Below are 21,337 nucleotides of genomic sequence, written 5' to 3'. Positions count from 1 at the left end.
GTTGGCCCTGCGTTACTCGGGAGCTGCCTTGGCTGCTCCGCTGAGCTGGGTCCACCACGTCATGGGCGCGGTGACCTTGAACCGGCGCCCGGACACAGTGCCCGGGCTCACCCGGACAAACGTGTCCTTCTTCCCGGCCTGCCATGGGAAAAGATACAGGGCCGCGGAGTCCAGGATGCCCTCGGTTCCTGTAATGGCCTTAGCCGGTCCCCTGACCACCACGCTCCAGGCCAGGCCACTGACGGCATCCACGCCGTCGGCCTCCAACGCCACAGCGGCACCGCCCGAGGCGGCGGCCAGCTTGGTTCCTTCGCCGGTGCGGAAGACCAACGTTCCGCCATCCACCGTGTAGTTGATGGGGAAAATATCAGGCTGGCCGTCCACCAGGACGGCCAGCCTGCCTACAGACACCGTCCGCAACAGGGCCCAGCATTCGTGGTGTTCCAGGTTTTGGACCTGGGACGTTGACCCGCTGGAGTTGGACTCGCTGGACGTTGAGCCGTTGGACGTTGCTGTGCTGTTCATGCCGCCGAGCCTACGCCCAACACCACGGCCATGACAGTGGCCCGCTACCAGGGGCTGGGCTTGTAGTCCTTGAGGAAGACCCCGTACTGGTCCTCGCCGTTTTCGCCCATCACGATCGGATCGTAGACGCGGGCTGCGCCGTCCACCAGGTCCAGGGGTGCGTGGAAGCCCTCCTCCATGAGCCGGACCTTGGTGAAGTGCGGGCGTTCGTCGGTGATCCAGCCGGTGTCCACAGCCGTCATCAGGATCCCGTCGGCGTCCAGCATTTCCTGGGCGCTGGTCCGGGTCATCATGTTCAAGGCCGCTTTGGCCATGTTGGTGTGCGGATGCCCGGGGCCCTTGTAGGCCCGCGAGAACTGGCCTTCCATGGCGGAAACGTTGACGATGTACTTCCGGTGTGCGGTGGCGCGTTTCATGGCATCCCGGAGCCTGCTGACCAGCAGGAACGGGGCCGTGACGTTGCAGAGCTGCACTTCCAGCATTTCCAGGGTGTCAACCTCGTCCACCACCTGGGTCCAGCTGTTGATGCCGGCCAGGTCCGGAACGAGCCCGCCGGCGTCGATCGCTGTACCGGCGGCGATCCGCTCCAGAGAGGCCGAGCCGGTGGAGAGCGCCAATGACGTGATCTCGTCACCGGCCAGCACGGGGTGATCGGTGACACTGCTCGCGAGGGCGAGGGGATGTTTGTCGTGGGCGTGGCCGAACGTCACCAGTTCCGGTCCGCCGTTGGCCGGCTCCAATGCGGCGGGCAGCGGTTCGTCCTCGGCGTCCACCAGGGGCTTATAGGCGTTGCCGGACCGGCGCACGGTCTGGGCAGCGTTGTTGATGATGATGTCCAGGGGGCCCGCGGCGTTGAGCGAATCCGTCAGGGCCATCACCTGTGACGGGTCGCGAAGGTCGATGCCCACGATCCGGAGCCTGTGCAGCCAGTCGCCGCTGTCTTCCATGGCCGCGAAGCGGCGCGCCGCGTCTTTGGGGAACCGGGTGGTGATGGTGGTGTGGGCGCCGTCCCGGAGCAGGCGCAGGGCAATGTACATGCCGATTTTGGCGCGCCCGCCGGTGAGAAGAGCACGCCGGCCTGTCAGATCCGTGCGGGCATCCCTTTTGCTGTGGCTGAACGCGGCGCATTCCGGGCAGAGCTGATGGTAAAACGCGTCCACTTGCGTGTAATGCTTCTTACAGACATAGCAGGGGCGGGAACGGATCAGGTGCCCGGCCACCTTGCCCGTCGCTGACGTCTCCAGCTTGTTGCCGCGGGTCTCGTCGTCGATCCTGTCCGGTGCTGCCGTAGCGGTCTGTGCAATGACGGCCCGGTCGGCTTCAGAGATCAAGTCCCGCTTGGTCACGCGGCGGTGACGCTTCACGGCCTTGAACATCTTCCCGGTAGCGCGGCGCACCGTGACATAGTCAGGGTGTTCCTCGTCGTAAACGTGGATGGTGTTCAAAACCTTGAGGCAGGCCTGGATTTCTTCAGGCGTCAGATCTGGGGAGCTCATTGTACCGATTTTACAGCCTCACGAAGATCCGCCCCGACCGGATCCAGCGACAAGCGGTCCTGCCGGGCCTGCCCGTTGCGGCCTACGCGCGGTGGGCGCCTTGGGCGGCATGCAATGCCGTCTCCGCATGAACCGCCGCGGCCTGTTCCACCGATTCGCGGATCTCGGGATAGTTGGCCGTTGCCGCCTGGATGGCATTAGGCACAAGGTGGAGGTTCCGGGCTGCAAGCGCCCGTTCCGCCTCCCCGGGCTCAGGCACCTGTTGTCCCTTGGCGAGTACGGTGATACCGGTCTCGGTCACCTTGAAACCGCGGGCGCGGTCCAGTTCCGGATCCAGACCGATCGCGGCGCCGGCCGGTACCTTCACGTATTTGTCCAGGATGGCCCGGTTGACGACGGCACCTTCGCCGATGTTCACCTTGTCCATCAGGACCGAGTCGATGACTCTGCTGCCGTTACCCACAAAGACGTCATTGGAAAGGACGGAACCCTCCACCACGCCGCCGGAGATGACCACACCACTGGAAACAATGGAGTCCAGGGCGGTGCCCACGGTGTCATTCTCGCCGCGGACAAACTTGGCGGGCGGGGAGATGCTTTGCCGCGTGTAGATGGGCCATTCAGAGTTGTAGAGGTTGAACACAGGCAACGGGGAGATGAGATCCATGTGCGCGTCGTAGAACGAATCGATGGTGCCCACGTCACGCCAGTACGTCCGGTCGCGTTCGGTGGAACCGGGGATGTCGTTGAGCGTGAAGTCGTACACTCCAGCCTCTCCCTGGCTGACGAAGTAGGGGATGATGTCCCCGCCCATGTCGTGCTTGGTATCGAGCCGTTCGGCATCGACGTGGAGGGCATCCACCAAAGCATCGGCGTCAAAGACGTAGTTGCCCATGGACGCCAGGAACTGGGTCGGATCGGCGGCCAATCCGGGAGTTGTGGCGGGTTTCTCCACGAATGCGGCGATCTTTTGCTGGTCCTCCTGGTCCACCTCAATCACGCCGAACTGGTTTGCCATGTTCAACGGTTGGCGCACGGCGGCCACAGTGGCCTTGGCCCCGCTCAGCACATGCTGTTCCACCATCTGGGCAAAGTCCATGCGGTAGACGTGGTCGGCGCCAACGACGACGACGATGTCGGGGTTGGCGTCATAGATCAGGTTCAGAGACTGGTAGATGGCGTTGGCGCTGCCCAGGAACCAGCTCTTGCCGACCCGCTGCTGCGCCGGCACGGACGCCACGTAGTTGCCCAACTGCGTCGACATCCGCCAGGTCTCGGAAATGTGGCGGTCAAGGCTGTGAGACTTGTACTGGGTCAGCACCACAATCTGCAAGTAGCGTGAATTCACCAGGTTGGACAGCGCAAAGTCAATCAGCCGGTAACTGCCGGCAAAAGGCACAGCAGGTTTGGCCCGGTCTGCCGTCAGTGGCATTAGCCTGTTACCCTCGCCGCCTGCGAGGACAATGGCCAGGACTCTTTTGTTCAACGGCATGGTGGTCGCTCCTGTACGCCTTCGTATCTCCCCAAACAGTCCGGCATGCCCGGACTCCTTCACACTAGAACAGATAGTGCGGAACGACTACCTTGGGTAACGTGCGAATAGACATTGTGACTAAAGAGTTCCCGCCCGAGATCTACGGAGGCGCCGGAGTCCACGTGGCCGAATTGAGCAGGGTGCTGAGTAAGCGAGTTGACCTGCAGGTTCGTGCCTTTGGAGCTCCCCGCGACGCCGATTACCACGGTGCCGGGGTGACTTCCTATTCCGTTCCCGAAGACCTGGGGTCTGCCAACGCGGCCGTCCAGACGCTAGGAGTGGACCTGCGCATCGTGCCGGACGTGGCAGGGGCCGATCTGGTCCACTCGCACACCTGGTACGCGAACATGGCCGGCCACCTGGCCTCCCTGCTCCACGGCATCCCGCACGTACTGAGCGCCCACAGCCTGGAGCCCTTGAGGCCGTGGAAGGCCGAACAGCTCGGCGGTGGCTACGCCTTGTCCTCGTGGGTTGAGAAAACCGCCTACGAGGCCGCAGCGGCGATCATCGCCGTCTCGGAAGGCATGCGGCAGGATATCCTGCGCAGCTACCCCGACGTCGACCCCGCCAAGGTCAGGGTGGTCCACAACGGTATCGACGTTGAACTGTGGCAACGCGATGAAAACGACGACGCTATCCGTGCGCTGGGCATCGACCCGGATAAGCCGAGCGTGGTGTTTGTCGGACGCAACACGCGCCAGAAGGGCGTGCCGTACCTCCTGCGTGCCGCCGCGAAGCTGCCGGCCAACGTACAACTTGTGCTGTGCCTCGGGGCGGCGGATACCCCCGAACTCGCTGCAGACACTGCACGCCTGATTGAGGAATTGCAGAGCCAGCGGACCGGCGTCGTCCTGATTGAGCGGATGCTGCCGCGGAACGAACTCATCCAGGTCCTCAGCCACGCCACAGCGTTCGCCTGCCCGTCCATCTATGAACCGCTGGGCATCGTCAACCTCGAGGCGATGGCCTGCGGTGCCGCCGTTGTGGCCAGCGCTACGGGTGGTATTCCCGAGGTGGTCCAGCACGGGCAGACGGGCCTCTTGGTGGATCTTGAGCAGGTCACCGATGGCACCGGCACACCGCTGGATCCGGAGAAGTTCGTGACGGAATTTGCCGCCGCACTCACGGAGGTGGTCTCCGATCCAGAAAGGGCGCGTGCCATGGGCCTGGCCGGCCGCCGCCGCGCGGAGGAGCACTTCTCTTGGGAATCCATCACGGAGACCACCCTTGAGGTCTACCGCTCAGTGCTTCCTGGCGGACAGCCGTAACAACAGCAGTACTGACCAAACAACGCACGACGGCGCCGCTCCCCGCCGAGAGGAGCGGCGCCGTCGTGCGTTGACCCAGGCGTGTAACGCGGAGCAGGCAGTCAGTTCCGCTGGGTGCGGCCGCCGGCAGAGGTACGCGCCAGCAGGGCCTTTTCGTCGACGGGGGCGTCGCCTCTGGCCCGCTGTGCCCTGACGTACGCGCGGGCCTCGTCCTGCCGGGCCTTCTCGGCACCCGTGGCGATGGCGGCGCGCACGTGCTCGTCGCCGTACCCGAAGGCGTCCACAAGGTCCAGTGCGTGCGGTCTGATCTTGACCAGGAGACGGTTGATGTAATCACCAACGGTGCGTGCCCGTTGCATGGAGAGCCGGCCGTTCATGAGGTACCAGGACAGGTTCTTTTCGATCAACGACAGGCCAAATAGGTCACGCAGCCAGGTCAGGACCCGCCTGGTGCCGGGGTCCGTGACATCGTCCAGCGCCTCCGTGAACGCCTCCCATTGCAGGAGCTCGGCATGGGCCTGGGCGGCGTCGATCAGCTCGTTCTGGTGCTGATTGAAGAGGGCCGCCCCCTTTTCAACGGGCAGCTTGTTGGCGCCCTTCAGGGCGCCCCCGACGTCGGCCACCATGGTCTGGACGCGGTCCGTCAGGAGGGCGCGCTGGCCTTCCTCGTCCCTGAGCGCGATAGCAGCCCTTTGGACGGATCCGTTATCGGCGACAAACTGCGCCACCTGCCGCAGGCCGGTGCGGTGGATCGCGACGCCCGTTGCCTGGGAAACCACGTAGCGCGCCAGCACGCCGAAATCGACATTCCTGAACTCCTTGGCGTAGTCGGACAGGAGGCGCTTGGCCACAAGCTGCAGCAGGACGGTATTGTCGCCCTCAAACGTGACATAGACGTCCAGGTCCGCGCGAAGGGAGGCGAAGCGGTTTTCAATCAGGAAGCCGGCGCCGCCGCACGCCTCGCGGCATTCCTGCAGGGTGTCCAGGGCATGCCAGGTGCTCAGCGGCTTCAGGGCTGCGGCGAGGGTTTCCAAGTCCTGCCGGTCCTCGTCAGTATCGTGGGCGCCGGAAAAGACGTCGTCGAATTTCTGGAGGAGCTGCTCGTGCGCGAAGCCCGCGGCGTACGTGGTGGCCAGCCTGGTAAACAGGCGCCGCTGGTGGCGCTGGTAGTCCAGGAGGACCTCTTCTTCAGTGTGCGAGGACGCGTTGAACTGGCGCCGTTCGGTGGCATAGCGGATGGCTGCTGTCAGGGCGACTTTCGACGCCGCCACAGCGGCGCCGTCGAGGGACACGCGGCCCTGGACGAGGGTTCCCAGCATGGTGAAAAAGCGGCGGCCGGGGCTGGCAATGGATGACGTGTAGGTTCCGTCCGGTGCCACATCGCCGTACCGGTTCAGGAGGTTTGTGCGGGGGATGCGGACGTTGTCGAAATGCAGCCGGCCGTTGTCGATCCCGTTGAGGCCCCCCTTGACGCCGTCGTCCTCGCCACCGATCCCGGGCAGGAACTCCTTGGTCTGGGGGTCCCGGAGGTCAACGTAGAAGGCATGCACGCCATGATTAACGCCCTTGGTCACCAACTGGGCGAACACAACAGCGGCGAGGCCGTCGATGGCTGCATTGCCGATGTAGTCCTTCCACGCAGCGCGGAAGGGTGTGTGGACCACAAATTCCTGGGTTTTGACGTCGTAGGTCGCGGTGGTGGCGATGCTGGCCACATCGGAACCGTGGCCGGTCTCCGTCATGGCGAAGCAGCCGGGGATCTCCAGGCTCATGATGCCTGGCAGCCAGTTTGTGTGGTGCTGCTGCGTGCCCAGGTGCATTACGGCCGAGCCGAAGAGGCCCCACTGGACACCAGCCTTAATCTGCAGGGACGGGTCGGCGGTGACCAGTTCCTCGAACGCCGCGATGTTGCCGCCGTGGTCATCGGAACCGCCCAGTGCCGACGGGAAGGCCCGGTGCACGGCGCTGTTGTCCACGAGGTACGTCAACTGGCCGAAGGCTCGCGTCCGGTGTTCGGCGTGCGTCAGTCCTTCAATTTTGTGCAATGCAGGGTTACTGGCCAGCGCACGGGATTGGCGACGAGAGTCCGCCCATTTGCCCAGGAGTTGCTCGCCGAGGGCGGCAACGTCGACGGCGGGCTGCGCTGCCGCACCGTGGCCGGCGGCCGGGCCCTCCGCCGCAGCGGTGGTCACGGCTGTATTGGTTACGTCAGCGTCCGGGTCGGTACGGCGGTCCACTACTTCGGTCATGTCAATATCCTTCGTTGGTTCTGACAGGAGGGTTTGGGGTTGATGAGTCGGAATCATGGCGCGCTGGCAAGCCTAAGCTCGGGCGCGATTCCCACGCATAGCCAGGCCGTGATCTGTCGGGCCATGGCTTCCTGGTCCGGCTTCGCCGCAGAATCCGGTGTGCTGAGCCATTGCTCGCCGGCATTTCGGACCAGGCCGATGGCCGCCGTGGGCCAGTAGCCGATCACTGCTTCCTTGCCGTCGCCGAGGTGGGTCCGCATCGGTGCGGCGATCATCTCCGCGATGGAATCGAAGAAGTGGCCCAAGGCTCCCGAAATGGCGGCCGATCCGTGGGGGCCGTCCGCGTCCACCGGCGCATAGCGGGTGACGAAGCTATAGACGTTGGGGCTGGTTTCCGCCATCTGGAGATAGGCCGAGATCATGGCCAACAGCCCTTCCCGCGGGGTCTGTGCGCCTTGGGCCGCTTCGCGGATCTTCCGTTGCATCTGGCTCAGGACAACTTCGCCGACGGCGTGCTGCAGGCCGGCTTTATCACCGAAATAGCGGTAGAAGACTGACTTCGATGTTCCGGCGGCAGCAGCAATCTCCTCCATGGAGGCATCGCTGCCAAGCGCGTGGACAGCCCGCCGCGCGGACTTGATGAGCTCCCGGCGTCGCTCCTCCCGGTGGGTCTGCCAGCGGGCCGAGCGGCCGTCGGCATTTCCGCCGGCAGCCGGCGTCTGGGCTTCTGAGTGGAGGTTGTTCACGATACTCAGCGTATCAGGTACGCTGGGTATCGGTAACCGTCGCAGATCAGAGGAGTCACCCATGTCCGTCAATGGACAGTCCGGCACCGGACCCCACGAATTCGCCAGCCCCACGACGTCCGGGGCGGCGCGGCCGGTCCGCCGGGCCGTGATTGTGGGTGGAAACCGGATCCCGTTTGCCCGGTCCGGAGGGGCCTACACGAAGTCGTCCAACCAGGACATGCTCACAGCAGCACTTGACGGTCTTATCGCCAGGTTTGGCCTCCAGGATGAGCGGATCGGCGAGGTTGCGGCGGGGGCCGTACTCAAGCATTCCCGTGACTTCAACCTCACCCGCGAGGCAGTCCTGGGTTCGGCGTTGTCGGCGGAAACCCCCGCCTACGACCTGCAGCAGGCGTGCGCCACCGGCCTCGAAACGGTTCTGGGCCTGGCCAACAAGATCAAACTGGGCCAGATCGATTCCGCCATCGCCGGTGGTGTCGACTCGGCGTCGGATGCCCCCATTGCTGTCAGTGAAGGCCTCCGCGAGATACTCCTGGACCTCAACCGCGTTAAGACACTGCCCCAGCGCCTGCAGGTACTCAGCCGCCTGCGGCCCAGGGACCTGGCCCCCGATGCTCCGAGTACGGGGGAGCCACGCACTGGGCTGTCCATGGGCGAGCACCAGGCGCTGACCACCGCGCAGTGGAACATTTCGCGCGAGGCGCAGGATGAGCTGGCTTTCAACAGCCACCGCAACCTTTCCGCAGCGTATGACGCAGGATTCTTCGATGATCTCCTGACGCCATACCGAGGCCTCGCCAAGGACTCCAACCTGAGGTCGGACACCACATTGGAGAAGCTGGCTACACTCAAGCCAGTCTTCGGGAAGAGCCTCGGCACCGAGGCCACCATGACGGCGGGAAATTCCACACCGCTGACCGACGGGGCCTCCACGGTCCTGCTCGCATCCGAAGACTGGGCTGATGCACATGACCTGCCGAAGCTCGCCACCGTCGTGGATGGTGAAGCTGCCGCCGTGGACTTCGTCCACGGCAAGGACGGACTGCTTATGGCCCCAGCGTTTGCGGTCCCCAGGTTGCTGGCCCGCAACGGACTGACGCTGGATGACTTCGACTTCTTTGAGATCCACGAAGCCTTCGCTGGGACTGTCCTGAGCACCTTGGCCGCCTGGGAAGATGATGAGTTCGGCCGCACCCGGCTGGGACTTAAGGGCGCCTTCGGCAGCATCGACCGCACCACGCTGAACGTCAACGGCTCCTCCCTGGCCGCGGGCCACCCATTCGCGGCCACCGGCGGACGTATTGTGGCCTCGCTGGCCAAGATGCTGGAGGCCAAGGGCAGGGTCGACGGAAGGCCTGCGCGTGGTCTTATTTCCATCTGCGCCGCCGGCGGCCAGGGCGTCGTCGCAATTCTCGAAGCACTCTAGGGGCACCGGATGACGGACAAATACACCGCCCTGGTCAACCAGAGCATCGGCAAGAACATCGCCAGGCGACTGGGCCTGCCCCAACCTGCGCTGCTGCGCCGCTTCAAGCCGGGCCAGCCACTGGTCACTGGCCCCGTGCTGGTCCAGGGCAACACCGCCGGTGCCGACGAACTGGCCGCCACGCTGCTTTCCTGGGACCTGGACGTCCGGCGCCACGCAGTGCCCCGCGAAAAGCTTGGCGCAATCATTCTGGTCCTGGATGAGCTGTCCCGGCCAGAAGACCTCGAAAAGCCCGTGCTGTCCGCGGCGTCCTCCCTGCGAGATCTTGGACCGAGCGCCCGCGTTATCACCATCTCCCGGCCTGCCGCGGAAACAAGGTCCCCTGCACAGTCGGCTGCCCGGCAAGGTGTGGATGGCTTCCTGAGGTCCCTGGCCAAGGAACTCCGGGCCGGCGCAACAGCGAACGGCATCGTCCTGGCAGAGGGGGTACAAAGCACCAGCCCCAGCGCTCTTGCCGCCCTGCGGTTCTTTCTCTCCGGCCGGTCGGCATTTGTGGACGGCCAGTTCCTGACTGTCGCAAGCGAGCAGGGCAACCTGCCCCCGGATTTCGAGAAGCCGCTCGCCGGCAAGGTTGCCGTGGTCACCGGCGCCGCCCGCGGCATCGGTGCGGCTATTGCCCGGACCCTCCACCGGGACGGGGCCACCCTGGTCCTCGTAGATATCCCGGCAGCCGGGGACCATTTGGCTGCCGTTGCCAACGAAGTCCGCGGCACGGCGCTTCAGCTGGATATCAGCAGCGCAGATGCCGGCCAGCGGATCATCGACCACGCCGTGCAGCGTCACGGCCGTCTGGACATCGTCATCCACAACGCAGGAATTACCCGGGACAAGCTGCTCGCCAATATGGACCACGGCCGCTGGACCTCCGTACTGAACATCAACATCGCCGCCCAGCTCAGGATCAACGAAGCGCTCCTTGCTTCTGAACACTTCCGTAATTCACCACGGATTGTCTCGGTGGCATCCACCAGCGGCATCGCGGGCAACCGCGGCCAGACCAACTACGCGGCGTCCAAGGGCGGCGTGATGGGTATGGTGCGCGCTTCTGCGTCCCTTCTGGCGGCGAACGGCGGGTCCATTAACGCGGTGGCACCCGGATTCATCGAAACAGACATGACAGCAGGGATCCCGTTTGCCGTCCGCGAAGTGGGACGGCGGCTCAACTCGCTGCAGCAAGGTGGCCAACCGTCCGACGTCGCGGAGGCCGTTGCCTTCCTGGCGAGCGACGCCGCGGGGGGCATTAACGGCGACGTGCTGCGCGTCTGCGGACAGAACCTGGTGGGGGCATGAGCATAGTCGGGCCGGTCATCCTCGGGGAGATGCCTTCCCTGTCCAAGCTGTACGTCAATGCCGCCGCGCAGGCGGCGCGGCGGCGCGTCTTGGGCACGCACAACGGATCAAACCTTCCTGCCACTAGCCACGAAGTGCGCGGGGTAAGGGCCGACGTCGGCAACCTCACCGCGTACCAGCACCTCATCGGGCTGTCTGCCAGGGACACCCTCCCGGCCGGCTACCTCCACGCACTGGCATTTCCGCTGGCCATGAGTGTGATGAACCGCGACGATTTCCCGCTGCCGCTCCTGGGCATGGTCCATCTCAGCAACCATGTGGAGCAGAGGTCGCCGGTGCTCTTCACGGAATCCCTGGACATCCAGGCCAGGGTTGAGAACCTCCGGGGCCACCGGGCCGGAACGCAACTTGACGTTGTGTCTGAGATCCGTGGCGCGGATACGCCGGACATCAAGTGGACCGGGCGCTCCTCCTACCTGGCCAAGGGTGTGTTCCTCCCCGGCATCGACAAGCCGACGCCCCACAACCGCCAGGCCGATTTCACGCCTCCGGACCCCACCGCGATTTGGCATTTGGGGGTGGACACGGGAAGAGCGTATGCCGCCGTTTCCGGTGACTTCAACCCGATCCACCTGAGCGTTCTGTCTGCCAAGGCCCTGGGCATGCGCCGCTCCATCGCGCACGGGATGTACCTTGCCTCAAGGGCCCTCGCGGATGTCGGGCCGGCCAAGGGCGAAACGTTCACGTGGGATGTCACGTTCGAGGCTCCAGTGTTCCTGCCGGCCCGCGTTGCCTTGGATATCAACGCCCTGGATATCACCACGGCGCAGACGCCTGGCGAAGGCTGGCAGCGGGCCGAATTTGTGGCGTGGAACCCCCGCTCCGGCCGCCGCCACTTCAGCGGCTCCGTGGCTCCGCTCTAGGACGCCGGCCGCACAGCCCTGAGGATACGGTGCAGGCTCAGGAGGATGGACTCGGACGCTGTCACGGCCGAATCCTCCTGGGCCCGCTCCGCAACCGTTGCCATGCCGGCCTCCACTGCTGACTTCGCGGCAGCGAAGAGCCGTCGCTGGTCTGCTTCATCCCCGCCGTCGAACGAGGCCAGGAGTTCACCGGTGGCAGTCATGGCCGCTGCCAGCGATGAACTGTCCTGGAATGGCACTGTGTACGGTGCGTCGTCCCTCCAGATGACATCAGACAGGACTTCTGTCATGTCCTGGATATGGAACGTAGCGCGCTCCAGATCACGAAGGTTGCGATAGTCGAGATCCACATCGCGTGGATGGAACCGGCGGCGCGGATTGGCGCGGCGGCTCGCGTCAGCCTCCTGGACCAGGTGCCGGACCGTACTGGCTGCCTCGGCCAGCTCTGTCGACCGGCGGGACCAGGCTTCATGCTCGGGAGGCCACTTTTCAGTCAGAGCCGCTCCCATGTCAGTCAGTTGCCGCCCGAGGGCCAGCCTGAGCTTGCCCAGGCTGGCGGCCGCCGCGTTGAAGTGCAGAGGAGGAAAGACCAGGAAGTTTACGGCGATGCCCACCGCAACGCCGACACCCATCTGGATGAGGTAGCCAAAGGAAAAGTCGTCCCGGTTGCTTCCGCCCACGAGTAGAACCAGCAGCGCCGCCGTCGGAATCCAATCGCTTCCGGAGCCAATCCGGGGGAGGCCGCCGAGGAGCACGCCGATTCCCATAACCACCGCTACAGTCAGCGGTGACGGATCACCAACAATGACCAGAGCAAATGCGAGCCCAATACCGAGAGCAAGGCCCACCAGCGCCTGGAGTCCCTGTCGGAATGATCCGGCCACGTTGTGGTACATCGACACCAGCGCCCCAAGCGGCGCGTAATACGGATACTCGGCAGCGGATCCTGGCATCAAGGGAGCAATGGCAAAAGCTAGGCCGGCGGCAAGAGCTGCCTTCGCGGCCAACTGCAGCCGCTGTAGCGTGAATGCGGACGAGAGCCCGGCCAGCGAACTCTTTAGGAGGCGGGATCCAGCGGCGGGCCGGTGTTGCGCTTGAGTGTCACCCATCCGACCCACATTAGGTGCAGACGTTTGCTCCGACAATCCCGACGCCGGCCGCCGGAACTCCGCAGCCAGCTGATGCGCTTTGCCCTGCGTGCGTCAGTCCTCTGCCCGCAGTGGGATGTAGCCAAAGCCAACACCATAGGCGGGATCGGCGAACCCCAGCGCAGCGCGCATGCCCCTGCAGGGGATGGACGTCGTAGAGGACAACCCGCCGGCAGAGGTCCTCCATCATGGTGGCGATGGTGAGGGCGTGGTAGCCGAAGTAGTTGCCGGGACGCCTAGCCGGACTCTCCCGGGCCAGCCGAACGGGCTAGTATGCGCCTTCCTGATGCTGGTCTGCTCCGTGGCCGGGAGTGACCTCTTCGCCGGGACGCACTGGCCCCGGTGGGGTGCCGTCGCCGAATGGGCGGCCTCCCAGCGCTTGCCTGGCGTGTGGCCCCAGCCAGCAGGACAGATCGGGGCCTTGCGGTACGATCCCGGTGGGGTTGATGTCCTCGTGGACGACGTAATAGTGCTGCTTGATCTGGACGAAGTCGATTGTGTCGCCGAAGCCGGGAGTCTGGAAGAGGTCCCGCGCGTAGCCCCAGAGGGCCGGTAGTTCAGTCAACTTTTGCCGGTTGCACTTAAAATGCCCGTGGTACACGGCATCGAACCTGGCCAAGGTGGTGAAGAGCCGCACGTCGGCCTCGGTGATGGTATCGCCCACGAGGTACCGCTGTCCGGTGAGGTGTTCTTCGAGCCAGTCCAGCGCAGTCCACAGCCGGGAATGGGCCGAGTCGTAGGCCTCCTGCGAGCCTGCAAACCCGCAGCGGTAGACGCCGTTGTTAACCTCGGTGAAGACGCGCTTGTTGACGGCGTCAATTTCAGCGCGGAGGTGTTCGGGGTAAAGGTCCGGCGCGCCGACCCTGTGGAAGCGGGTCCATTCGGTGGCGAAGTCCAGAGTGATCTGGGGGAAGTTGTTGGTGACCACCGCGCCACTGGCAACATCCACGATGGCCGGCACCGTAATGCCGCGAGGATAGTCCGGAAAGCGCCGAAAATAGGCGCTCTGGATGCGGGCGATGCCTAGGACCGGGTCCACCCCACCCGGATCGAGGTCAAAGGTCCAAGACCGTGCATCGTGGGTAGGGCCGGGCTGGCCGAGGGAGAGGGCATCCTCCAACCCGAGGAGCCTCCGCACAATCACGGTCCGGTGCGCCCAGGGGCATGCCCTCGCCGCAATCAGCCGGTACCGCCCGGCTTCGACAGGCCACCCCGGCTCGCCGTTGAGGCCGGGGTGGCCGTCGCGGGTGATCCGGTCCTCGATGTAGTTCGTGTCCCGGTTGAACTCCGCACCGCCGGTCACATAAGCGCCCCGCGTGCTGTGGCTGGCGCCGGAGTCCGTGCCGTCGGCCACAGCTGCGATCACAGCTGGTTGCGCTCTCGACGATTCCTGGTTCATGCGGACCAGCTTAGCTACCAGTGCTCAGGATTACCGAAATAGGCTGCCAGGCGACCATCCACGACCCTGCAATTACGGCTACAAACAGCGCGATCCAGACGCCGGATGGGATCGACGTTGCCCGGTACAGCAGATACGCATCGGAACTGGCCAGCCTGTCACGGCGTCGCAGGTGCACATTGGTCAGCTTTGCCAGGTCCCGAACGGCGGCCACCAGCAACGCCATGCCAAGAACGATTGCAATGTGGCCGGTGAAGTGGCTCGGCACAACGGTAACCAGCAGCCCGCCTCCTGCGACGGCGAGGCCCGTAATCAGCAGCCCCGCGACGTTTCGGATGAACACGAGCGAGACCAGGAGGATCAGGGTTCCTGTGGCCAGTGCCGCCGAACCCCAGCCGGCGAAACCGGAGATGACCAGGGCGGCGCCGGTCAGGGCAGGAACTGGATACCCCCAGAATCCCGACCAGACGGCCGCGGCCCGGCCGCGGCTGTAACTGGTAGTTGTGCCTGAGTGGTCCAGGCGGAGCCGGATACCGCCCAGTCGTTGGCCGCTCATGACGGCGGCGAATGCATGGCCCAATTCATGCGTAGCGGTGGCCAGGAGTCCAAAATACTTCCAGGTGGCCCGGGGGATGGAGAGTGCCGTTGCCAGAGCCAACACCACAGCCAGTTCGGCCACCGTGACCTGGGGGATGGCGGCACGGCTGAAGGCTTCAATGATCCGCTGCGACACTTGATCAGGAATCAAAGTCGTTCCCCGCCGGGCGGGGAGTAGTGATTGTCAGCCATAGCACTCTACGGTACTAGAGGGATTGTTCACCGCCGTCCTCCTGCCCTGTCGCTTGGGGCGCTCAACGAATCGAGGAATGCCGTGACCACTTTGAAGGAACGCCTGCACGCCGATGTTGTGGTGCATATGAAGGAGCGCAACAAAACCGCACTGACAACCGTGCGCAACATCCTGGGCGAGATCGAAACACGGGAGAAGTCGGGGAAGGCGCCTATTATCCTGGACGACGCCCAGGTGACCTCGTTGTTACAGAAAGAGGCTGCAAAACGACGTGACACAGCGAGGATCTACATAGACGCCGGCGAATCCGAGCGCGCGGCGGCTGAGATCGCCGAGGCGGAAGTTATTGAGGCCTACCTCCCCCAGCCCCTGACGGCGGCGGAAGTCGAGGCCATTATTGATGCGACCATCGATGCGCTGCGGAATGAAGGCGTGGAGCCCGGGATGCGTCAGTTGGGGGCCGTGATGAAGCCCGTCACAGCCAAAGTCGCCGGGCGCTACGCTGGCAAGGTCGTCAGCGAGATCGTACGCAGCCGTCTCACCTGAGCCATCAGACCGTCCTGGCAACGGGAAAGGCACGCCTACTGAACGTGGGCGTGCCTCAACTTCCTGCTGCGGGAACTCTGCCGCCACGGAATAGTATCCGGTGTTTTTGACTCAGCCTTCGCAGTCAGTGCAGTAGCTGTGTCCGTCTTTCTGCCGCGCAATCTGGGATCGGTGCCGTACCAGGAAGCAGGAGTAGCACGTGAATTCGTCCTCGGCCTGCGGGATAACCTGCACGACCAATTCCTCAGCAACGAACTCGCCCCCGGGAACGCCGGCGCCATCCAGCCCGTCGGCCTCATCGAGCTCGAGGACGACACTGCGGGCGTCCGGTGCATTGGCGGACTGCAGTGCCTCGAGTGAGTTGTCCTGCGACTCCTTGACGTCGGAGCGAAGTTCGTCGTAATCGGTTGCCACTTAGGTGTATCTCTTTTCTTTGGTTCGTCTGTCGCGTATGCAACCTACAGCATCCGGCGGGTATTCCCCAATAGCCTGGCAAGAAAATTTCTCTGCAGAGCGTATATTTCCCTGCGGACACCAGCTGGGATCGGTGTCGGGTGACGTTGGGCACCCTGGTGCGCCGGATAGAAAAAACCAGTAGCCACGTCCAAGGCCAGGCAAGGATCGCCCTTCAGCCGACCGGCCCGTGGTGAAGGGCTACTTCAAGGGGGCCAGCCGGCGGGGACGGCTTCACGGCCCCAGCCCAGGCCCTGGACCGAAACAGAAAAAAACCCCTGGAATCATTAGATTCCAGGGGTTTTCCATTGTGCGCGGAGGGGGACTTGAACCCCCACCCCCTTTCGAGGACTAGCACCTCAAGCTAGCGCGTCTGCCATTCCGCCACCCGCGCAGGTGGTAATTCGGACAACGTTCACGCCTTTCAGCGTTTCGCTTTTCTCCGAAGCAGCGAGAAAAACTCTAACACGAACTTTCCGGAAACATGGAATCGGGGCTGATGGGTAGGCTGAAGGCACACGAGAACGCAGGTTGTTTGCAGCCTTCCCACTGCCCTAGGAGTTTCTATGTCTGACATCCGTGCCGAGGATGAAGTTGTCCGGATCTGCCAGGAGCTCATCCGGATCGATACATCGAACTACGGTGACGGTTCGGGGCCGGGGGAGCGGGTGGCCGCCGAGTACACAGCCGGGCTGATCGAGGAAGTGGGCCTCGCCGCTGAGATCTTCGAGTCGGCGCCGGGACGGGCAAATGTTGTCACCCGGATGGCCGGTGAAGATCCGTCCGCCAGTGCGCTGGTAGTTCACGGGCACCTTGATGTGGTTCCCGCCCTGCGTGAGCAGTGGTCAGTTGATCCCTTTGGTGCAGAACTCAAGGATGGACTCATCTGGGGCCGCGGCGCCGTGGACATGAAGGACATGGACGCCATGATCCTTGCTGTGATGCGGGATTTGGCCAGATCCGGGCGCAAGCCCAAGCGCGACATAATTTTTGCCTTCTTCGCTGACGAGGAAGCCGGCGGTGAGTACGGTGCCCGCTACGCGGTCGACAAGCGGCCCGAGCTCTTCGAAGGCGCCACCGAAGCCATCTCGGAGGTAGGCGGCTTCTCGGCAACCATCGGCGGGCAGCGCACGTACCTCCTGCAGACGGCCGAGAAGGGCATCTCATGGCTCCGCCTGGTGGCGCACGGCCGGGCAGGCCACGGCTCCCAGATCAACACTGACAACGCTGTCACCAGGCTGGCTGCTGCGGTTACCCGGATCGGTGAGTACAAGTGGCCCATAGAGCTGACGCCCACCACACGGCAGTTCCTGGACGGCGTGACCGAACTCACAGGGGTGGAGTTCGATCCCGACAATCCGGACCGCCTGCTGGACCAGCTCGGAACGGTGGCCCGCTTTGTGGGTGCAACCCTGCAGAACACCACCAACCCCACGCTGCTCAAGGGCGGCTACAAGCACAACGTCATCCCGGAATCGGCTGAGGCCCTGGTGGACTGCCGGACGCTCCCGGGTCAGCAAGACCACGTCCTGGAGATCGTGCGGGAGCTTGCCGGTTCCGGTGTAGACGTGAGCTACGTACACAGCGACGTCTCACTCGAGGTGCCGTTCGCCGGTAACCTGGTGGATTCCATGATTGATGCCCTCAACACCGAGGATCCTGGGGCAAAAGTGCTTCCCTACACACTCTCAGGCGGCACAGACAACAAATCATTGAGCCGGCTAGGTATCACCGGCTACGGCTTCGCTCCGCTTCAGCTGCCCGACGATCTCGATTTCACCGGAATGTTCCACGGCGTGGACGAGCGGGTCCCGGTGGATTCGCTGAAGTTCGGCGCCCGTGTGCTCAACACGCTCCTCACCAACTACTGAGCCGGCCCTGACATGACTCCCGAGGAAGTCCTCCCGGAGCCCTTGCTCGAGGCCATCCGCGACCGTGCTGCGGGCTACGACCGGGACAACACCTTCTTCTTTGAAGACCTCGAAGAGCTGACCGCCGCCGGCTACCTCAAGCTCTTTGTGCCAGAGTCCGACGGCGGCCTGGGGCTTGGGCTGGAGGCGGCAGCACAGTGCCAGCGGCGGCTGGCTACGGCTGCCCCAGCCACCGCTTTGGCCATCAACATGCATCTGGTCTGGACCGGCGTCGCCCACATCCTGGCCGCAAGGGGGGACCATTCCCTTGGCTTCGTCCTGCAGGAGGCCGCCCACGGCGAGATCTTCGCCTTCGGCAATTCCGAAGCAGGCAACGACTCAGTCCTCTTTGATTCAAAAACGGCAGCCGTTCCTCTGCCGGGCGGAGCCTACAGCTTCACGGGTACCAAGATCTTCACGAGTCTTTCGCCCGCCTGGACCCGGCTGGGAATCTTCGGCAAGGACACACTCGCCAGGGGAGGCGAAGGCGAAATGGTGCACGGATTCATCACTCGGGCGGCCGAGGGCTACTCCATCTTGGACGACTGGAACACCCTGGGCATGCGGGCCAGCCAGTCAAACACCACAGTCCTGGACGGCGTCGAGGTCCAGCCGGAGAGGATCTTCCGCAAACTCCCCGTGGGACCCAATAACGATCCGCTGATTTTCGCCATTTTCGCCTGCTTCGAGTCATTGCTGGCCGCCGTCTACACCGGAATCGGCGAACGTGCGCTGAACGTGGGTGTTGAGGCTGTTAAGCGCCGGACGTCGTTCAAGAATGCTGGCCGCAGCTATGCGCAGAATCCGGATATCCGCTGGAAAATCGCGCAGGCAGCCATGGCCATGGATATCCTCTACCCCCAACTGCTGACCGTCACCCGCGATGTGGATGCCCTCGTTGAGCACGGGCCGCAATGGTTTCCCAGACTTGTGGGGCTGAAGGTCAATGCAACTGAAACGGCCCGCCGCGTCGTGGACCTGGCCATCAGGGTAAGTGGCGGCTCCAGTTACTTTCGTGGGTCGGAGCTTGAGCGCCTGTACCGGGACGTGCTGGCCGGGATGTTCCACCCATCAGACGATGAGTCGGCGCACAACACCGTGGCGACCGCGTGGCTGGGTCCGTTGGAAGAGTTGAACAGGCCGCTGGCCTGTTAGTCCCTACACGGTCCGCTGAACCTGCATCACCCGGCGGCGCAGCCAGAAGCGCCTGCCACCGCCCAGATACAGCTTGCTGCGTTCCAGCTCCCACTTGCCGTACTCGGAATGCTCCACGAGCCGGCGCCTGGCGTCAGGCAGTGAATCGTCAGGGCTGACTGTCAGCACGAGGTACTCGTACTGCCTCAGAATGTCCCGTTCCCGCTGGACCGAGCTGGTGAGAAAATGTTCCTTCATTGCTCTCCATTTTCGTCCTTTTCCGGCTAACGTGAAGTCATGAGCATCGATCCGCGTGTCGCGCTTCAGTCCTTGACAACCGCCTTGGAAGAACACCTTATAGCAGCATCCAACCGGCGTGGCGATGGCGATCCCTCGGTTGAAGCGGCTTTTTTTGCGGTCGCGGATGCGTTCGAAGTCTATGAAGACGCACTTTACGAGGCTTACAGCGAAGTTACACCCCTTCAGGTCTTCGAAGATGAGGACGATGAAGCCGGCATCGACGATGACGAAGACCTGGAAATCGTCCAGGACTAAGAACACCACGCCGCCAGGGCGGGCAACACCCCAACACTGGGGCCCTGAACGGCGTGTCAGCTTGGCAGGGAAACGTCCTCAAGGGCGCGGGCGATTTCGGGCGGCAGCCGGGTCAGTTGCGCGGCCACGATTTCTTTCGCCTGCACGGGAGTCCGGGGCCCGATGATGGCTGTTGCCACACCATGTTGGGACAACACCCAGCTCAGCGAAACATCCAACGGCGTCCGGCCCAAGCCCTTGGCCGCCATGGCTACGGCTTCCACCACGCTGGACGGCTGCGCCTCCAGATACGTCTCCACGTAGGGTGCTGAGTCTGTCCTGGCCGCCCGGGAATCGCCGGGGATGGCGCCGCGGTACTTGCCAGTCAGGACGCCGCGTCCCAGCGGCGCCCAGGCCATCAGCCCCAGGCCGGCATCTTCGACGGCGGGAATCAGTTCCGCTTCCGCCTTTCGCTGCAGGAGTGAATATTCAGCCTGCGCGGCTACGAGCGGAAACCCGGCCACCGCCGCTGCCTTGGCGCTTTGCCACCCGTTGAAGTTCGAGATTCCCGCGTAGCGGGCACGTCCGCTCCGGAGCGCGAATTCAAGCGCGGACAGGGTCTCCTCCAGCGGGACGTTGCCGTCCCATGCCTGGGCAAACCAAATATCCACGTAGTCAGTCCCGAGCCTCGCCAAGCTTGCGTCCAGGCCGGAGAGCATCGCATTGCGCGATGTGTCCACCGTGCGACGGCCGTCCGACGTCGACATCCCCGCTTTAGTTGAAATGCAGACTTCGGTGCGGGAGACAACGTCGCCGAGGAGGGATCCGATCATCGCCTCTGCACGGCCATCGGCATATGACGCCGCTGTATCTATGAGTTTTCCGCCACCATCGATAAATGTCCGCAATATCTCCGAGGCGTCCTGTTCGTCGGTATCGCCGGACCAGGACATGGTGCCGAGGGAAAGGGCGGAGACTCGCAATCCACTGTTGCCGACGTAACGCTGCTGCATAGCTGCAAGCTTACGGGGAATCAACGGGGTCAATGACGTAGGGTCTTAGCGTGAACTGGTTTGAGGCGGCCCTGCTGGGCCTAGTGCAGGGACTGACCGAATTTCTACCGATTTCATCGAGCGCGCACCTGCGGATTGTGGGACAGTTCCTGCCCAACGCATCCGATCCCGGGGCCGCGTTTACCGCTATCACCCAACTGGGTACTGAAACGGCGGTGGTGATCTATTTCTGGCGTGACATCGTGCGGATCGTCAGGGCGTGGACGGCATCTCTGACCGGAAAAGTCTCACGCCAGGACCCGGACGCCCGCATGGGCTGGCTGGTGATTTTGGGCAGCCTCCCCATCATCGTGCTTGGTCTGCTGTTCCAGGACCAGATTGAGTCGGTACTGAGGAGCCTGTGGCTGGTAGCCACCATGCTGATCGTCTTTGGGCTCTTCCTGGCCGTGGCCGACGCCATCGGAAAGCAGGACCTCGAGCTCACCATGCTCACCTACAAGCACGGCATCATGTACGGCTTCGCCCAGGCGCTGGCGCTTATTCCCGGAGTGTCGCGATCCGGCGGTACCATCACCGCAGGTCTCCTGATGGGTTACACACGTGAAGCCGCCGCACGGTATTCGTTCCTCCTGGCGATCCCGGCGGTGTTCGGCAGCGGCCTTTACCAGCTGTACAAAGTGGTCTCCAAGGACGGCATCACCGGCCCGTATGGCCTGCCAGAGACGGCGCTGGCCACCGTCATCGCCCTGGTGGTGGGTTACGTGATCATCGGCTGGTTCCTCAAATTTATTTCCACCCGCAGCTACCGGCTCTTCGTCTGGTACCGGATTTTCCTGGGCCTGGCCCTGTATCTTTTGCTCGGTTTCAATGTCATCAGTGCCTAGCCGTAG

General features: G+C 63.8%; 20 protein-coding genes and 1 tRNA gene. 9 read left to right on the top strand and 12 right to left on the bottom strand.

The window, feature by feature from the left end; all coding sequences use genetic code 11:
- Positions 1–12: 12 nt before the first annotated feature.
- From ACQCS0_RS11215 to glgC, 3 genes are all read right to left on the bottom strand, one after another.
- Positions 13–525 (bottom strand): pyridoxamine 5'-phosphate oxidase family protein, encoded by a 513-nt coding sequence (locus ACQCS0_RS11215; RefSeq protein WP_354155736.1) that lies wholly within the window; start codon positions 523–525, stop codon positions 13–15.
- Between the two features lie 44 nt (positions 526–569).
- A complete protein-coding gene (locus tag ACQCS0_RS11210) occupies positions 570–2,021 on the bottom strand; it encodes an SDR family NAD(P)-dependent oxidoreductase (RefSeq protein ID WP_426939773.1) in 1,452 nt (483 codons plus the stop codon).
- A gap of 82 nt (positions 2,022–2,103) precedes the next feature.
- Complete coding sequence (gene glgC, locus ACQCS0_RS11205) at positions 2,104–3,513, bottom strand: glucose-1-phosphate adenylyltransferase (RefSeq protein ID WP_354155734.1); 1,410 nt, start codon at positions 3,511–3,513, stop codon at positions 2,104–2,106.
- 101 nt (positions 3,514–3,614) lie between these two features.
- On the opposite strand from glgC, the gene glgA reads away from it, so the two are divergent.
- Positions 3,615–4,823: a glycogen synthase gene (gene glgA / locus ACQCS0_RS11200; RefSeq protein ID WP_354155733.1), complete on the top strand. Its 1,209-nt coding sequence runs from the start codon at positions 3,615–3,617 to the stop codon at positions 4,821–4,823.
- Positions 4,824–4,924: 101 nt separating this feature from the next.
- Here glgA and ACQCS0_RS11195 read toward each other — a convergent pair whose 3' ends face one another.
- Positions 4,925–7,072: an acyl-CoA dehydrogenase gene (locus ACQCS0_RS11195; protein ID WP_354155732.1), complete on the bottom strand. Its 2,148-nt coding sequence runs from the start codon at positions 7,070–7,072 to the stop codon at positions 4,925–4,927.
- Between the two features lie 53 nt (positions 7,073–7,125).
- Positions 7,126–7,818, bottom strand: coding sequence for a TetR/AcrR family transcriptional regulator (locus ACQCS0_RS11190; protein WP_426938394.1), 693 nt, complete (start codon positions 7,816–7,818; stop codon positions 7,126–7,128).
- Positions 7,819–7,879: 61 nt separating this feature from the next.
- On the opposite strand from ACQCS0_RS11190, the gene ACQCS0_RS11185 reads away from it, so the two are divergent.
- The 3 genes from ACQCS0_RS11185 to ACQCS0_RS11175 are packed head-to-tail and all read left to right on the top strand — an operon-like array spanning position 7,880 to position 11,520.
- Complete coding sequence (locus ACQCS0_RS11185) at positions 7,880–9,247, top strand: acetyl-CoA C-acetyltransferase (protein ID WP_354155730.1); 1,368 nt, start codon at positions 7,880–7,882, stop codon at positions 9,245–9,247.
- Positions 9,248–9,256: 9 nt separating this feature from the next.
- Entirely contained in the window at positions 9,257–10,597 is a 1,341-nt protein-coding gene (locus tag ACQCS0_RS11180) for a 3-oxoacyl-ACP reductase (protein ID WP_354155729.1), read from the top strand.
- A complete protein-coding gene (locus ACQCS0_RS11175; protein WP_354155728.1) occupies positions 10,594–11,520 on the top strand; it encodes a MaoC/PaaZ C-terminal domain-containing protein in 927 nt (308 codons plus the stop codon). The genes ACQCS0_RS11180 and ACQCS0_RS11175 overlap by 4 nt, the downstream gene beginning before the upstream one ends.
- Here ACQCS0_RS11175 and ACQCS0_RS11170 read toward each other — a convergent pair.
- From ACQCS0_RS11170 to ACQCS0_RS11160, 3 genes are all read right to left on the bottom strand, one after another.
- Complete coding sequence (locus ACQCS0_RS11170) at positions 11,517–12,629, bottom strand: FUSC family protein (RefSeq protein WP_354155727.1); 1,113 nt, start codon at positions 12,627–12,629, stop codon at positions 11,517–11,519. The two genes, ACQCS0_RS11175 and ACQCS0_RS11170, sit on opposite strands and share 4 nt — an antisense overlap.
- Positions 12,630–12,936: 307 nt before the next feature.
- The gene (locus ACQCS0_RS11165) at positions 12,937–14,067 is read right to left on the bottom strand and encodes a glutathione S-transferase family protein (protein WP_426939772.1); all 1,131 of its coding nucleotides are present in this window, start codon (positions 14,065–14,067) and stop codon (positions 12,937–12,939) included.
- A 10-nt stretch (positions 14,068–14,077) separates the two neighbouring features.
- The gene (locus ACQCS0_RS11160; protein WP_354155726.1) at positions 14,078–14,815 is read right to left on the bottom strand and encodes a M50 family metallopeptidase; all 738 of its coding nucleotides are present in this window, start codon (positions 14,813–14,815) and stop codon (positions 14,078–14,080) included.
- Positions 14,816–14,938: 123 nt separating this feature from the next.
- On the opposite strand from ACQCS0_RS11160, the gene ACQCS0_RS11155 reads away from it, so the two are divergent.
- Positions 14,939–15,403, top strand: coding sequence for a GatB/YqeY domain-containing protein (locus ACQCS0_RS11155; protein ID WP_354155725.1), 465 nt, complete (start codon positions 14,939–14,941; stop codon positions 15,401–15,403).
- A gap of 111 nt (positions 15,404–15,514) precedes the next feature.
- Here the strand turns inward: ACQCS0_RS11155 and ACQCS0_RS11150 are convergent, their stop codons facing one another.
- On the bottom strand, positions 15,515–15,817 hold the full coding sequence (locus ACQCS0_RS11150) for a DUF4193 domain-containing protein (protein WP_056339942.1): 303 nt from the start codon (positions 15,815–15,817) through the stop codon (positions 15,515–15,517).
- Between the two features lie 350 nt (positions 15,818–16,167).
- A tRNA-Leu gene (locus ACQCS0_RS11145) sits at positions 16,168–16,250 on the bottom strand.
- Between the two features lie 172 nt (positions 16,251–16,422).
- Between ACQCS0_RS11145 and ACQCS0_RS11140 the strand changes: the two genes are divergently transcribed.
- Together ACQCS0_RS11140 and ACQCS0_RS11135 are read left to right on the top strand one after the other, a co-directional pair.
- On the top strand, positions 16,423–17,727 hold the full coding sequence (locus ACQCS0_RS11140) for a M20/M25/M40 family metallo-hydrolase (RefSeq protein WP_354155724.1): 1,305 nt from the start codon (positions 16,423–16,425) through the stop codon (positions 17,725–17,727).
- A 12-nt stretch (positions 17,728–17,739) separates the two neighbouring features.
- The gene (locus ACQCS0_RS11135) at positions 17,740–18,921 is read left to right on the top strand and encodes an acyl-CoA dehydrogenase family protein (RefSeq protein WP_354155723.1); all 1,182 of its coding nucleotides are present in this window, start codon (positions 17,740–17,742) and stop codon (positions 18,919–18,921) included.
- Positions 18,922–18,924: 3 nt separating this feature from the next.
- Here ACQCS0_RS11135 and ACQCS0_RS11130 read toward each other — a convergent pair whose 3' ends face one another.
- Entirely contained in the window at positions 18,925–19,158 is a 234-nt protein-coding gene (locus ACQCS0_RS11130) for a DUF5703 family protein (RefSeq protein WP_056339951.1), read from the bottom strand.
- 39 nt (positions 19,159–19,197) lie between these two features.
- On the opposite strand from ACQCS0_RS11130, the gene ACQCS0_RS11125 reads away from it, so the two are divergent.
- A complete protein-coding gene (locus tag ACQCS0_RS11125; protein WP_354155722.1) occupies positions 19,198–19,455 on the top strand; it encodes a hypothetical protein in 258 nt (85 codons plus the stop codon).
- Positions 19,456–19,511: 56 nt separating this feature from the next.
- On the opposite strand, the gene ACQCS0_RS11120 is transcribed toward ACQCS0_RS11125, so the two are convergent.
- Positions 19,512–20,447 carry an aldo/keto reductase gene (locus tag ACQCS0_RS11120; protein ID WP_354155721.1) on the bottom strand — a complete coding sequence of 312 codons (936 nt, stop codon included), beginning with the start codon at positions 20,445–20,447 and terminating at the stop codon, positions 19,512–19,514.
- A gap of 50 nt (positions 20,448–20,497) precedes the next feature.
- Between ACQCS0_RS11120 and ACQCS0_RS11115 the strand changes: the two genes are divergently transcribed.
- Entirely contained in the window at positions 20,498–21,331 is an 834-nt protein-coding gene (locus ACQCS0_RS11115; protein WP_354155720.1) for an undecaprenyl-diphosphate phosphatase, read from the top strand.
- Positions 21,332–21,337: the final 6 nt, after the last annotated feature.

Origin of the sequence: Pseudarthrobacter sp. S6 (assembly GCF_050156575.1) — a bacterium.
In the GTDB taxonomy this organism is placed as follows: domain Bacteria; phylum Actinomycetota; class Actinomycetes; order Actinomycetales; family Micrococcaceae; genus Arthrobacter.
Note: the sequence above shows the minus strand (reverse complement) of the source record. Positions and strands in the feature narration are given on the sequence as shown.